Here is a 13,523-nt window from a genome sequence, read left to right as displayed (position 1 = left end):
CGCACCCTCTCGTTGGACTCTTTGTGCGCCTATTCCGGTGCAGCCGCTCCTCGCAGCGGCCACTCCTTTAGCGCATGTTGCGAACCCCAGCGAAGCATTCTGCGGGGTGAAAACTCGATGTTGCTTCCGTTCTGAATTCGTCTTGAGAATCCACAAGCGGAAAGCTGCTACAAAACAACCACACGCACCGCCAGCCTCAGCGGAAAACATGGGGCCAGGGGACTAACGGGTTCCAGAAATGACGAAAACGCCCTGCGGGGCAGTGTGCCCGGAGAGCGCAAATGCGTTCCTGAGTGCTGGATAAGTACAGTTGCTGTGGATTGTCGCCGCCCTTTGAGACCTGGCCGAGGCCTCAAGAGATTGCCGCTTGTCACACGTTTCACCTTGCGGGCCCGCCGCTCGAACCGTAAGGTGGCCGGCTCCATAACCTGCTTCGCATTGCCAGGATGAACCGGTGTATAGCTAGTAATTGCACGAAAACTGCTAAAAATGGGCTGAAACTAAATTTTTAGAGATCCGCTTGCAAAAATGCTGCGCACCGAGGCAGCTACGGATATCCCCACCGATGAGGATACCGCATATCTGCCCCGGCGTGCAAGCCGAGGCTTTGCGAACCCCAAAATACAGGTCCGCAAAGCTCGTCGAAAAGCTGTTACTTGATCTCGACAGTCGCGACGCCGTCGAACTTCTTGGCGATGGCAGCCGCGTCTTCCTTCGAGATGTTCTCCTTCAAGGGCTTGGGAGCGCCGTCGACCAGGTCCTTGGCTTCCTTCAAGCCAAGAGCGGTGACTTCGCGTACAGCCTTGATGGTGTTGATCTTGTTCGCGCCTGCATCCTTGAGGATGACGGTGAACTCGGTCTTCTCTTCTGCCGGTGCCGCTGCTGCTGCGCCGCCGCCCGCGGGGGCTGCTGCCACTGCTGCTGCTGCCGAAACGCCGAGGCGCTCTTCGAGCTTCTTCACCAACTCTGAAGCCTCAAGCAGGCTGAGGCTAACGATCTGATCTTCCAACTGCTGAATGTCCGCCATGATTCTCTCCGTTTATTGCTAAATTCTTACAACTAAAGTCTTTACTGCTGATTTGCATCTCCCGGGACCGACTTCCGCCCCGAGTTGCCGCAATCTCTTCAGGTTTCCGTTGCGCCCAGACTGCGCACCCGTCGAAGATCGCGACGAAAGTTGTTAGCCTTCGGCCGCTTCCGAGCTGGCAGCTTCGCCAGCCTGTGAAGCCGTGCCGTTCTCAGGCTGTTCCGCACCCGAGGGCTGCTCGCCTGCCGCTGACTCCTCAACATGCGCTGCCGCAACTTCGGCCACTGGCGCTTCTGCTGCAGGAGCTTCTGCAACCGGTGCAGCTTCCGCTACCGGCGCTGCCGGTGCGCCAAACTTGCCCTGCTCCGCGGCCATATTGACCACGACAGCAAGATTGCGACCGGTGGCGTTGATGACCGTAGCCAGGCGCTGTGCGGGCGACTGGATGAGGAAGAGGAGCTTCGAGAAGAGCTCTTCCTTGCCAGGAAGCTTTGCCAGCGAGTCGATCTGGGCAACGTCGATCACCTTACCGTCGACGATGCCGAGCTTGAAGGTGAACTCTGCGTTGTCCTTTACCCAGGTCGAGAGCGCCTTTGCCAGCGCAACCGGGTCACCGGAGGTGTAGGCAACAGAGGACACACCCTTGAGACCCTGCAATGCAGCCTCAACCTTGGTGCCCTCGGCCGACTTCGCCGCCAGCTTGTTCTTGACAACGTGGTAGTTACCACCCGCCGCGCGGATCACCTTGCGGAGCTCGAAGTCCTTCGACGCCGTGAGCCCCTTGAAGGTGCCGATGATGGCTGACGTCGAGGTTTCAAGCTCGGTGGCCAGCTGTTTTACTTTTGCGTTCTTCTTCGCCTTGGTCAATGCCATGGGGAAACCTAACCTTCGCTGCCGGCCTGTAAATCCGGCTCAAGTCTTATTGCGCGAACTGCGCGCGGGAAAATCTAGAGGATCAGAACTACGCCTTGGTAGCAACCTCGGCAACAGCAGCTTCAAGCTCGATGCCGGGGCCCATGGTGGAGCTGAGCACGATGCGCTTGATGTACTTGCCCTTGGCAGCCGAAGGCTTCGCCTTGACGACCGAGTTGATCACCGTCAGCGCATTCTCCTGCAGCTTCTGAACATCGAACGAGAGCTTGCCGACGGGCACATGCACCAGCGCGGTCTTATCGGCGCGAAACTCAACCTTACCGGCCTTGATCTCGCGGATCGCAGCAGCAACATCCGTGGTAACCGTACCGGTCTTGGGGTTCGGCATCAGGCCGCGGGGGCCAAGCACCTTACCGAGACGACCGACCGAACGCATCATGTCAGGCGTAGCGATCAGGGCGTCGAAGTCCGTCCAGTTTTCCTTCTGGATCTTCTCGACCAGCTCTTCGCCGCCGAAGAACTCAGCGCCGGCAGCCTCAGCTTCGCGAACCTTCTCGCCCGAAGCGATGACCGCGACAACCTTGCTCTTACCACCCAGACCGTGGGGCAGGATCACCGTGCCGCGAACCATCTGGTCGGCGTGGCGGGTATCGACACCAAGGCGCATGGTGAGGTCGACGGTCTCGTCGAACTTCGCATACTTGGCCTTCTGCAGCAGGGGAATCGCATCCCCAATGGTGTACGGACGCGGCTCAACAAGGGCGCGCGCCTTCGTCAAATTCTTGGAAAGTTTCTTAGCCATTCAATCCTCGTCTCCCACCCCTTCATGCTCTATTCCGCATGGGCGTGGTCTCGACCAGTCTGCACGGGAGTGCAGACAACCTTTCCAGTATGACGGAAAATTGTTTGGCGTGCAAGCCTGAAAGGCAAAAGCAACCGCTAAAGCTAAAATTGCCATCCCCTCTCCATGCGCACTGTCACCTTCCACGTGAGCCGCGCCGGGCTGCTCCTCTTCGGAGTTCTGTGCATCCTGCTCAGCCTGAAGCTGAGCACCTATCGCTTCGGCGCCTCCGACTTCAGCGAGATGATCGACAGCGGCTGGCGCATCGTCTCCGGCCAGGTGCCGGGACGTGACTTTGTCTGCACCTTTCCTCCTTCCTTCTATCTGTTCATCGCCACGATGTATCGGCACTTCGGCGTCACCTGGCACAGCCTGGCGCTGGGGGAAGCGCTCTTCTTTGCCGTGCTCTGCCTGTTGGGCTGGCGTCTCACTGGACTGTTGCGGTCAGTCCTGGGTACCACGGACACCTTCTTCGTCTTCCTCTTCTACTTCGTGGGACAGATGATCCCGCTCATCAGCATTAATATGCCCTGGCACGCCTCCATCGCCCAGAGCATCGCTTGCTACGCCATCCTGACGACGTTTGTCCTGCTGAAGAGAGAGAACCCCTCGACGCTCCTGCGCGTCGAACTCTTCCTGCACCTGACCCTCGGCCTGATCGGCCTGATCCTCTCCAAGCCGAACACGGCGTATCCGCCCATCCTTCTCTGCCTCGTCCTGCTGGCGATGGCCCGCACTCCCAAGTGGCTCGTCTGGGGTTCGCTGGCTGCCTCCCTGGTGGCGGCTTCGGTGGTGCTGTCTACCGCTCACATCTCCCTGCTGGGCATGCTCGATGGCTATCGCGGACTCTCCGGAAGGCTGGTTCCCCACCCGCTTGTCTACGGAATCCTGCTGAACCGTCCCGGAGTTCCGGCCATCATCGGACTGGCGAACCTCTGCGTCTACGCGATGATCGCCCCGGTGCTCACACTCTTTGGGCTTACCTACTGGCGCGAACGCCACGATCTGTTGAAGCGTCCCCTCGACCTGCTGGCCCTGGGAGCGTGCGCGACCGGGATTCTCGGCATGGCCACCAACTTCGATCTGAAGCTCACCGATACCCCGCTGGTTCTGCTCGGTATCGCTCTCTTCTCCGTGACGGGGGCCAGCCGCGCGCTTCTTATCCGGCGGCGTCTGATATGGACGACCCTTCCTCTGGTCTACTTCTGCTTTTTGACTGGCACCACCCGCCAGCGCGGGCAGACGATCGGCCTCTGGGCCAACGAGGACTGCGGAGCGCGCATCACCCTGCACGATCCCTTCTTCGGCACCTTTCATAACTGCGCCGTGTTTGGTTCGGTCATGCAGGAGGCGGATCGAACCCTGGCCTCCGGCCCGGCAGATCAGCGAGTCTTCTTCGGCCCTGACCTCGAGTTCATGTACGCTCGCAACCGCATCGTCTCGCCGTTGCATCTGCCGTTGTGGTGGCATCCGGGAACCTCGTATCCCCTTGGACATCTCGCCGAGATCAACCGTGCCTGGGATGAAGATCGGTTCGATACCGTGATCTTTGTTCATGACCTTCGAGCCAATACGCCACAGGCCATCCAGGACGAATTGCGGGATAAGTATGTCCAGGTGCCGGGAACCGAACTGATCGACGTCTACAAACCACGTGCTTTGCAGCCGGCTGCAATCCAGTAGGGTTATCAGCGCTAAATCAGGCCCAGATTTTTCCAAGCTCCAGCACAAACCCCTCCACGGGGCTATCGCCATCGACGACGCTGCCGCCTTCGAGGATCTCCGCCTCTTGACCGGGGCGATAGATCTCGACGACCTTACGTGAAGGATCGACGAGCCACGCAAGTTCGCAGCCATTCGCGAGCCAGAGACGCATCTTCTGCTGCAGGTCTGCCAGGCGATCGCTGGACGAACGCAGCTCGATGACGAACTGGGGGCATATTCTGGCAAAGCCCTGCCGCTCCCGCTCTGTCAGCGCGTTCCACCGCTGCCAGGAGATCCAGGCGACATCGGCGGCACGCACAGAACTATCCGGAAGCGTAAACCCACCGTTAGAATCGAACGATATCCCCGAAGAAGTCTCTTCGGACCACTTTGTGAGCTGGTAGTTCAGGTAGGCATTCTTGCTACTGGTATCGCTCCCTGTTGGCGACATAACAATCAGGTCTCCGGTGGCATCGCGTTCGACGCGCAACAACTCATTTTTCGCGCAAAAACGCGTCAACTCCTCATCCGTTACAGGGTGACCAAAGTGGAGATACACCGGCAGTTCGAATTCGGGAAGAGCGAGATTCATAGCGCCAGTTTACTCCGGATATCCTTAAAAAACGCAGATTCGTCCCAAATCATCACAGTTCCATCCTTCGAACGACACAGCTCGAAAAGAGAGAACGGTTCCCTTTTCGGTACACTCACGCACGAGGGACAAATTGTTGAGTCTGCTTCGCAAGCTCTATCGAACAACGAAGGTCATCGCACACTTCAGCTACGCGGCGGTTGAACTCGCCGTGACACAGCCTAAAACACGGGCCGCACGAGCCGCGTGGCTCAGCCACTTCTGCGGACGCGTGCTGCGCGCGATGGAGGTCAGCTTCGCCGTCGTCGGACCAGTCCCCATGCAGGGGGCAGTAGTCTCCAACCATCTCACCTATATCGACATCATTCTTCATTCAGCGATACGGCCCTGTGTCTTTGTCTCGAAGATCGAGCTACGATCCACTCCGCTGCTGGGATGGATGAGCATGATGAGCGGAACGGTCTATGTCGCACGTGGTGTGGGAGGCAGCGCCGCCAAGGCTGCCGAGGGCATGGCCAAAGGATTTCGCGATGGCCTGCCCGTCGTATTCTTTCCCGAAGGCACCACCGGAGTCGGCGATGAACCCACGCTTCCCTTCCGCAGCGGCTTGATTGCGCAGACGCTGGAGGCTGAGGTTCCCATCGTCGCGGCGTTCATCCACTACGAGCTTTCGCCGAAGGATGTAGCGCTGGGCAAGACTCTGCGCGAGAACGTTCATTGGGGAAAACAGTCGCTGATCTCCCACCTGTGGAGCTTCAGCGGTCTGCACGCTCTGAAGGCAACCATTCAGTTTGCCGAAGCACCGATTGCATTCTCCGAAGAGGCGATTCTGCATAGAAAGATTGCAGCGGTTGAGGCGCAACAAGCTGTCGTGGCTTTGAAGTCCCGTACGTAGCGAGAGTTGCCTTTGCTGTTGTTCTTGCCTTTCTTGCTTTGTCATTCCGAGCGCAGCGAGTGAATCTGCTTCCTCCCGTTTTTCGTTCATGCTGCCCAGAAAGCACGCAGACGAAACTGAAAAGGCTGGTTGTGAACGCCTAACAATTGCGATGCACGGGCAAAGAACGGGAGGAAGCAGATTCACTCGCTACGCTCGGAATGACAAGCCAGAAAAACAAGAGCAACGACAGAGCCCCGTCTCAGCCTTTCACCGCGCTACCGAATAACCGCCTGCCCCACAATCCAGTGCACAAGCTCTTGCCCCGCTGCAAAGTTCTGTTCGCCCAGCGGATTTTTGCGCCCGTCGGTGTACTCGTTATAGATCCACGGATCGGTGTTGGCATAGACCAATCCCTTGCCAAAGTGCGACACCGCCATGAGGACATCCCCGCTATCGACCAGCACCGGCTTCGCCGGTCCTGAGACCGTGATGGTGCAGATCTCTTTCTCCAGCGCCTTGTATCCCTCGTGGAAGATGCCGCCCGTCCCCGCCGGAATCTGTACCAGTGTCGTGGAGTAGTCGGCCCCAACCTCTTTATTGCGATCCACCTGGTTGTAGTGAATGCCGAAGCGCTCGCTCAGGATGTTGAAGTGGGTGAACTCGGAGTGGTCGCCATCGTTCTCCATCAACATCAGCACACCACCCGCTTTGACCCAGGCCTCAATCGCATCGGCGCTCTCCTTCTCCATATAGTTCGGATTTGGATTCCACAGCGTGATGTCCGGCGAGGGCATGACATAGACCGCGACCCCTTTGAGATCCGCCGCGCGTGGGGCGTGATCCAGCGACTCGGTGCGCATACCGTATTGGGCGAACATGCGGCCCAGGAACGAGTAGCCGCTGTTCGCATCGTCAGAGAACTTGTAGTGGAACAACTCCATGTGTCCGTCGGCGACCTTGCGCTGCTGCGAGTTGAACCACGCGTCCACCAGAACGGTCTTGCCGCGAGCCTTGCCGAGCAGATCGCCCGCGCGCTCATGTTGCGTAATCTCGCTCAGTGCCAGCAGATAAGCACCTACGCCCTTGGCATCGTTGTCTCCCACCGGCTCGCCGACGTAGTAGTCATACGTGCCGCTGCGATAGGGCTTTCCACCCAGCCCCGCAACCTTAACCGTTCCGGAGAGCGTTCCATCCGGCTTCATGAAGTGCGACTGAATACCCGCCCAGCCACGCTTTACATTGGTCTCGTAGTTCAGCGGCAAAACATCCATGCGCACGCCCTTGGCAAGGGCGTAGACAAACATGCAGCTCGCCGAGGCTTCAAGGTAGTTGCCCTTGGTACCGCCCTTGTCCATGACCTGCCACCACAGACCCGTCGCGGGGTCCTGATAGCGCGCAATGGAGGTGAGCATATGGCGCGTCAGCTCCTCGATAGCCGCTCTCTGAGGATCGTCCGCGGGCATATGTTCCAGCACGTCGACCAGCGCCATCGCATACCAGCCCATCGCTCGCGCCCAAATCTCGGGACTCATGCCCGTGCGCTTGTCCGCCCAGTCCATCTTCTTCGACTCATCCCAGCCATGACGCAGAAGGCCCGTCTGGCGATCGCGCATATGCTCATCCATCAGGAGAAGCTGCTCGGCTACGCCATCCATCTCATGCGGCCGATCGAAGGTGCGGGCGTAGTTGGCGAGAAACGGCTCCGCCATGTAAGCGCCGTCGAGCCACATCTGATCGGGATAGATCTGCTTGTGCCAGTAGCCGCCGCTCGCATTCCTGGGTTGCTGCTGCATCTGGTCGCGCAGAAACTTTGCGGCGAGATAATACTTCGGCTGTTGCAGCACGCGGTACAGCACGATGGCGCTGCGGCCCATCTCGATATCGTCCATCGAGTGCCCGTCGACAGGATACGGCGCGCCGTTATCAAAGTGAATGACACCGTCCTTATCCACGGAGCGGTCGACTGCGGCCTTCACGTAATCGAACAATCTGCCGTCGCCCGTCACGCGCCACTCGGCGATCATGCCGTCGAGCAGTACGCCCTGCTCGTAGCCCCACGCTCCGGGATGCCCAACGGTCGTGATGCGGCCCTCGGGCCACTCACGCAGTACGCGTTCGACGACGGGGTTCGTTGCTTCGCCGGCCGCATGCGCCGCACTGGCTTTGGTTTGGGCCTGTGTGCAGGCTGCGCTTGTCAGCAGAAGAACTCCTGCCAACACACTCCGCTTTGCTACCATCCGCATTAATTCACCTCGACGCCAACAAGCATACCGGAGCGAAAGTACCAAAAGGAAAGGGCACACGCTGCGTCAAGGGTTCGAACAACAACAGAACTGGTGCCCACCCTCCGCTACTTCTCCATCGTGGGCTCGGCATGGAGCTTCGCCAGCATGTGCTCCAGCACAGGCCGCAACACCATCTGCAGCAGAGGCGCAACGACAACGGCAAAAACCAGCCACACGATCAGCGCATGCCACTCCCAGCGCCACAGCAGCCGCGTCGTATCCCAGGGATGCCGCTTGACCGCGTGGAACAGGGCCTCACGCTCCAGTGGAAGCCCCGGCGAATGAAAGACCGCGATCCCCACCCGCAGAAACACCGGGAGCAGCAATAACTCCAATGGATAAACAAGATGGTTGCCGAGTTGCGATGCCACCACGTTCAACCGAAACACTGAAGCAAACGCCAGGGCGAGTACCGTCGTCGAGCCCAGGAGCGGATTAATGCCGATGACGACACCCATCGCAATCGACCACGCCAGCCGCTGCGGCGTCGCCCCCATGCGCAGCAGTTGCAGCACAGGCTCGACGACGCGCCTTCGAAAGAAACCCGATCGCTCTAACTTCATCATTCTCGACCGGCACCACCACCCATACAACGCATCTGTTCAGGAATATCACGGGCCGTATTGATTTTTTACCCGGGGTCCTGCTCACCCGCTTGAATACTAGGTGCAGCAGTAGACGATTGAGGAAGGAGTCGCGTAGGATTTCCGGCATGAAGAACACCCCCTCGCCTTCGAGTCGTCGCGCGTTTCTACGCTCTGGTGCTGCCATCGCCGCCGCAGGCTGCCTGCCGACAGGCGCAGCTCTTGCGCTTGCCTCTCCCACGGAGGCCCCCGGTAAGCCCTCACCCATCCGGCTTGGGCTCGCGAGTTATACGCTCCGCACGCTGACACGCGCGCAGGTGATCGCCGCCATGAAAGACCTGCGACTAACGCTGTTGAACTGCAAGGACGCCAAGGACCATCTGCCGATGGCATCGCTCGATGAAGAGAAAGCAGCGCTTGCGGATTACACTGCGGCAGGGATCAAGGTGACAGCCGTCGGCGCGGTCTATTTCCGGGAAGACAACGATGACGCCGTTCGCAAAAACTTCGAGTACGCAAAAGCAGCAGGCGTAAAAGTGATTGTTGCCGGAGACCCGACCCCGGCTACGCTGCCGCGGATCGAGAAGTTTGTGAAGGAGTACGACATCCGCTTTGCCATTCACAACCACGGACCGGAAGACAAGCTATGGCCCTCACCGCTGACCGTACTGGATGCCGTGAAGAACATGGACCCCCGCATGGGATGCTGCATCGACGTAGGACATACGATGCGCGCGGGAACCGATGTTGTCTCCGCCATCCACAAGGTCGGGCCGCGCCTGTTCGATGTGCACATGAAGGACCTGGCCCAGTCGAACGTCAAAGAAAGCCAGGTCGCCGTGGGCCAGGGCATTATGCCGGTGCACGAGATCTTTGAGGCACTCATCAAGATCAAGTACCCCGGCAACGTCGATCTCGAATACGAGATCTTCCCGGACAATCCCCTTCCCGGCACGACCGAGAGCTTTGCGTATATGCGCGGTGTTCTGGCCGGAATGGGATACAAGGCCTAGAGTGAGCCCTCTAACCTTGTTCCATGTTTCTTGCTTTGAAGGGGCGGGGCTTCAGCCCCGCCATTGGAGCCCTGCTTAAAGCGGCTTCAGCCGCAGAGGGAACGCTACCTGTCTAGCCAGCAAATCCATCTGGCGGAAAAGTTTAGGCTTGCCACACATCATTCCCTCGGTGGCTAAAGCCACGTACCCAATGACTTCTAACGGCAGGGCTGAAGCCCTGCCCCTTCAAAGCAAAACGTCAGAGTCGGTGCGCTATAAGTAGCAGCAATTGATTTATGAATGCCCCAAAAACACCGGCCCTCAGCGAATCCCGCTGAGGGCCGGTTTGCACTTCAATGATTCCTACTGCTTCGGAGTCGCCGCAATGGCCGGATCGGTCATGCTGTCCCGGCCTGTTTCGATATGACCCGAGAGGCGCTGCTCGAAGCTCGAGTCGGTATCGACCGTAACGATAAAGTCGTACCAGCCAAAGGTTTCAGTCGGCAGCCAGGGTTGGGTCACGGTCTGTCCATGCACGAAGTGCGCCGAATAGCTCTTTCCGCTGTAAGTGTCTTCGACGTTCAGCTTGCAGGTCTCTCCCAGGTTGCGGAAAGTCAGAAGGACAAGGTTGAGAGCTGGATCGAAGGTGCTCTTGACCTCGAAGTTCGCCTTGCCGCCGCCGGAAGCGCTGCCTTTGTAGCTGCGCAGGAAACCGTTCGGACCATAGACAGAAAGGTCGTAGGCGCCTGCAGTTGCCGCGGTCGTCCAGGTATCGGAGACAGTGCTTCCTCCGCCTACCGTGTAGGTGCGAGGAGCCGTCTGCGTGTTTCCTGAGCGCACCTGGAAGACAACGGTAGCCTGGCTGGAGCTTTGGAAGAAGATCTCGACCGAGCCATTGGAATCCACCACCGCATAGCTGTTCGGCTCATACGGAACCGCACGGGCTGGACGCGTTCCCGGCTCCTGCACCGGCACGGCCTGCACCGCGGGAGGAGCGGGCACGTAATCCGGATGACGTTGGTCGTCCGGTGGCATGTAGGCCACGGTGCTCGGCAGCGGCACGTTGGCAGCGTTCGGCGACTCGAAGTTGAACGCCGAGGTAAGGTCACCCGCAACCGCCCTCCGCCACGGAGTAATGTTCGACTCCTGCAGGCCGGGATACTGCTTGCCAAAACGCTGCTCGATGAAACGGATGATCGAGGTGTGGTCGAACACTTCCGAGTTGACCCAACCGCCCTTGCTCCAGGGCGAGATGACCATCATCGGAACGCGCATTCCCATGCCGTAAGGACCGGCAGGATATTCGGAGCTGCCTTCAAAGATCTCGTTGGCAATGCTGACCGTGGAGAGTCCCTGCTCCCGCGTCTGCGGAACCGTCGGCGGCACAACGTGATCGAAGAATCCGTCGTTTTCGTCGTAGGTCAGGAGAAATGCAGTCTTGCTCCAGACCTCGGGATTCGACGTCAGCGCATCCAGAATCTGCGAGACGTACCAGGCTCCATAGTTCGCCGGCCAGTTCGGATGCTCCGTGTACGCTTCCGGCGCAACGATCCACGAGACCTGAGGCAGCTTGCCGCTCGCCACATCGCTCCGCAGGTTGTCGAACAGCTTGCCCGAAGCCGAGATATCCGTTCCAGTCTTCGCGCCGTTCGCCAGTGGACTGCCCGCCACCGCGTTCTGGTACTGGTGGAAGTAGAGCAGCGAATTGTCACCGTAGTTGCCGATGTAAGCATCGCTGGTAAAGCCCCAGGACTCAGCCGCCGTCAGGCCCAGGCCGATGTCCTGATAGATCTTCCATGACACGCCGGCCTGCTGCAGGCGCTCCGGAAAGGTTGACCAGCCATATCCGGCTTCGGCGTTGTCGACGACCGGACCGCCGCCCGAGCCATCGTTGCCCACCCAACCCGTCCACATGTAGTAACGATTGGGATCGGTGGGGCCAAGCAGCGAGCAGTGATAGGCATCGCAGATCGTGAAGGCGTCGGCCAGCGCGTAGTGGAACGGAATATCGCTGCGGTTCAGATGCGCCATGGTCGTGGTGCCCTTCTGCGGCACCCACTGATCGTTATTGCCCTCGTTCCAGGCCGCGTGCGTCGTCGTCCAGTCGTGCGCCAGATCCTGAATGAACTGCAGTCCGAGATTGGGCGCGCCAGGATGGAACGGCAGCACTTCGCTCGAGCCATTGGGCTGATTCCAGACCGGCTTGCCCGAAGAGAGCGTAACGGCCCGTGGGTCGCCATAGCCCCGTACACCGCGCAGCGTACCGAAGTAGTGATCGAAGGAGCGGTTCTCCTGCATCAGGATGACGATGTGTTCGATGTCATTGATGGAACCGGTCTTATGATTGGCTGGAATCTCCAGTGCCCGGGCAATACTTGCCGGAAAAGCAGCGGAGAGAGCGCCCGTGCTCAACAACTGGAGGAAGGTACGGCGGTCAGTAGGCATAGCAAAAAAACCTCGTCAGAAAAGTCTGTTGCGGGTACGTTCCCCAGAACATAGGCGCGGTTTATTGCGGAGATGTGACGATTGCGTTGCAATTCTGCAACCTGTTAAGGGTTGCCTCACTCGATAGCCTTATTCCCTTGACGCGTTGGCTCAGGAAGCATAGTCTCGACCTCAAGAGGCGAATAAATGGCGAAAACTAAGACCCAGAACTCCGCCGAACTCTTTCCCATCCTGCAGCAGGCGCCCGTAGGCATGGCCCGGCTGGCAGCGGAGGCCGAGCACGCCGACGACGGCCACCTGATCGAGTTCAAAGCCATGCACTCCCGGTCGATCCTGAACCGCTCCAACTCCAAGCGGCAGCTCTGGATGGGGTATTCGATCAATCCCTATCGCGGCTGCGAGTTCGGCTGCAAGTACTGCTACGCCCGCTACACGCATGAGTTTCTGCAGCCTTCGCCGGTGTCCCAGGTTGCACCGGGAACGTATGACGCTCCCCAGCAGCCGTGGGCGCTGGCGTTCGAGCGCGAGATCTATCTGAAGGAGAACGCCGCATGGCTGCTCGAGCAGGAGCTTCGGCACATCGACCCGCGCGAGGCGATCGCGCTGGGAACAGCCACCGATCCGTATCAGCCGATCGAACGCCGCATGGGCATCACGCGAAGCCTGCTGGAGGTCTTCGCCAAGAACCAGGGCTATGAGCTGGGCATCATTACGAAGTCGACGCTGATCGAACGCGACGTCGACCTGTTACAGGAGATCGCGCAGCACAACAGGCTCGTCGTCCACGTAACGATTACGACAACGGATGCCGCACTGGCGCGCATGCTGGAACCCCGGGCACCGCGCCCCGATCTGCGCTTCGAGGCCGTCCGCAAGCTGCGCGAAGCCGGAGTGATGACCGGCATCCTGTGCTCTCCCCTGTTGCCGGGCATTACCGACCATGAGCTCTCTGTGGATGCCGTCGCCAAACGCGCCGCCGAGGTTGGCGCCAGTTTCCTCGGAGCTGGTCCCCTGTTTCTAAAGTCCTGTTCCCGCCCGACGTATTTGAACTTTGTTCGCGAAAACTTTCCGCACCTGTCAGCCGACTATGACCGCCGCTTTGCAACGATGGACTTTGCGGCCGCTCCCTATCGCCGTCAACTGGCCCAGATGGTGAAGCGCGTCTGCGAAAGGCATGGGTTGGGCAAACGCACGATAGAGTCGCTGCCGGAACAGGACGCGGACACGTCACAGGCTGCGTCCCGTAAGGCTCCTGCGCCGGTCTATACGGTTGACCTGCAACAGCAACTCTTCGCCTGAAACC

11 protein-coding genes are annotated in these 13,523 nt (G+C 59.3%); 4 read left to right on the top strand and 7 right to left on the bottom strand.

Going from position 1 to position 13,523, the window contains the following annotated elements:
- Positions 1-652: 652 nt before the first annotated feature.
- The 3 genes from rplL to rplA form a co-directional block, all read right to left on the bottom strand.
- Positions 653-1,027: a 50S ribosomal protein L7/L12 gene (rplL, locus tag HDF15_RS24310; protein WP_014264018.1), complete on the bottom strand. Its 375-nt coding sequence runs from the start codon at positions 1,025-1,027 to the stop codon at positions 653-655.
- Between the two features lie 153 nt (positions 1,028-1,180).
- The gene (gene rplJ / locus HDF15_RS24305; protein WP_184260648.1) at positions 1,181-1,900 is read right to left on the bottom strand and encodes a 50S ribosomal protein L10; all 720 of its coding nucleotides are present in this window, start codon (positions 1,898-1,900) and stop codon (positions 1,181-1,183) included.
- An 88-nt stretch (positions 1,901-1,988) separates the two neighbouring features.
- Entirely contained in the window at positions 1,989-2,702 is a 714-nt protein-coding gene (gene rplA, locus HDF15_RS24300; RefSeq protein WP_014264016.1) for a 50S ribosomal protein L1, read from the bottom strand.
- A 165-nt stretch (positions 2,703-2,867) separates the two neighbouring features.
- Here rplA and HDF15_RS24295 point away from each other — a divergent pair, with 165 nt between their 5' ends.
- Entirely contained in the window at positions 2,868-4,424 is a 1,557-nt protein-coding gene (locus HDF15_RS24295) for a hypothetical protein (protein WP_184260643.1), read from the top strand.
- 16 nt (positions 4,425-4,440) lie between these two features.
- On the opposite strand, the gene HDF15_RS24290 is transcribed toward HDF15_RS24295, so the two are convergent.
- Positions 4,441-5,037, bottom strand: coding sequence for a Uma2 family endonuclease (locus HDF15_RS24290; protein ID WP_184260640.1), 597 nt, complete (start codon positions 5,035-5,037; stop codon positions 4,441-4,443).
- A gap of 136 nt (positions 5,038-5,173) precedes the next feature.
- Between HDF15_RS24290 and HDF15_RS24285 the strand changes: the two genes are divergently transcribed.
- Entirely contained in the window at positions 5,174-5,932 is a 759-nt protein-coding gene (locus HDF15_RS24285) for a 1-acyl-sn-glycerol-3-phosphate acyltransferase (protein WP_184260638.1), read from the top strand.
- 257 nt (positions 5,933-6,189) lie between these two features.
- On the opposite strand, the gene HDF15_RS24280 is transcribed toward HDF15_RS24285, so the two are convergent.
- Together HDF15_RS24280 and HDF15_RS24275 are read right to left on the bottom strand one after the other, a co-directional pair.
- The gene (locus HDF15_RS24280; RefSeq protein WP_184260636.1) at positions 6,190-8,157 is read right to left on the bottom strand and encodes a glycoside hydrolase family 88 protein; all 1,968 of its coding nucleotides are present in this window, start codon (positions 8,155-8,157) and stop codon (positions 6,190-6,192) included.
- 107 nt (positions 8,158-8,264) lie between these two features.
- Entirely contained in the window at positions 8,265-8,765 is a 501-nt protein-coding gene (locus HDF15_RS24275) for a DUF2062 domain-containing protein (RefSeq protein WP_184260633.1), read from the bottom strand.
- A gap of 146 nt (positions 8,766-8,911) precedes the next feature.
- Here HDF15_RS24275 and HDF15_RS24270 point away from each other — a divergent pair, with 146 nt between their 5' ends.
- Positions 8,912-9,796, top strand: a complete 885-nt coding sequence (locus HDF15_RS24270) for a sugar phosphate isomerase/epimerase (protein WP_184260630.1) — start codon at positions 8,912-8,914, stop codon at positions 9,794-9,796.
- Positions 9,797-10,138: 342 nt separating this feature from the next.
- On the opposite strand, the gene HDF15_RS24265 is transcribed toward HDF15_RS24270, so the two are convergent.
- Positions 10,139-12,220 (bottom strand): phosphocholine-specific phospholipase C, encoded by a 2,082-nt coding sequence (locus tag HDF15_RS24265; protein ID WP_184260628.1) that lies wholly within the window; start codon positions 12,218-12,220, stop codon positions 10,139-10,141.
- Positions 12,221-12,406: 186 nt separating this feature from the next.
- Between HDF15_RS24265 and HDF15_RS24260 the strand changes: the two genes are divergently transcribed.
- A complete protein-coding gene (locus HDF15_RS24260; protein WP_184260625.1) occupies positions 12,407-13,519 on the top strand; it encodes a radical SAM protein in 1,113 nt (370 codons plus the stop codon).
- Positions 13,520-13,523 lie beyond the last annotated feature (4 nt).

The organism is Granulicella mallensis, assembly GCF_014203225.1.
GTDB classification, from domain to species: domain Bacteria; phylum Acidobacteriota; class Terriglobia; order Terriglobales; family Acidobacteriaceae; genus Granulicella; species Granulicella mallensis_A.
The sequence above is the reverse complement of the archived record's forward strand: the minus strand, read 5'-3'. Positions and strand labels throughout refer to the sequence as shown.

Coding starts and splice junctions, on each gene's coding strand:
- HDF15_RS24280 (WP_184260636.1), bottom strand. CDS start 8,157: ATGCGGATGGTAGCAAAGCGGAGTGTGTTGGCAGGAGTTCTTCTGCTG.
- HDF15_RS24265 (WP_184260628.1), bottom strand. CDS start 12,220: ATGCCTACTGACCGCCGTACCTTCCTCCAGTTGTTGAGCACGGGCGCT.
- HDF15_RS24260 (WP_184260625.1), top strand. CDS start 12,407: ATGGCGAAAACTAAGACCCAGAACTCCGCCGAACTCTTTCCCATCCTG.
- HDF15_RS24295 (WP_184260643.1), top strand. CDS start 2,868: ATGCGCACTGTCACCTTCCACGTGAGCCGCGCCGGGCTGCTCCTCTTC.
- HDF15_RS24270 (WP_184260630.1), top strand. CDS start 8,912: ATGAAGAACACCCCCTCGCCTTCGAGTCGTCGCGCGTTTCTACGCTCT.
- rplJ (WP_184260648.1), bottom strand. CDS start 1,900: ATGGCATTGACCAAGGCGAAGAAGAACGCAAAAGTAAAACAGCTGGCC.
- rplA (WP_014264016.1), bottom strand. CDS start 2,702: ATGGCTAAGAAACTTTCCAAGAATTTGACGAAGGCGCGCGCCCTTGTT.
- rplL (WP_014264018.1), bottom strand. CDS start 1,027: ATGGCGGACATTCAGCAGTTGGAAGATCAGATCGTTAGCCTCAGCCTG.
- HDF15_RS24290 (WP_184260640.1), bottom strand. CDS start 5,037: ATGAATCTCGCTCTTCCCGAATTCGAACTGCCGGTGTATCTCCACTTT.
- HDF15_RS24275 (WP_184260633.1), bottom strand. CDS start 8,765: ATGATGAAGTTAGAGCGATCGGGTTTCTTTCGAAGGCGCGTCGTCGAG.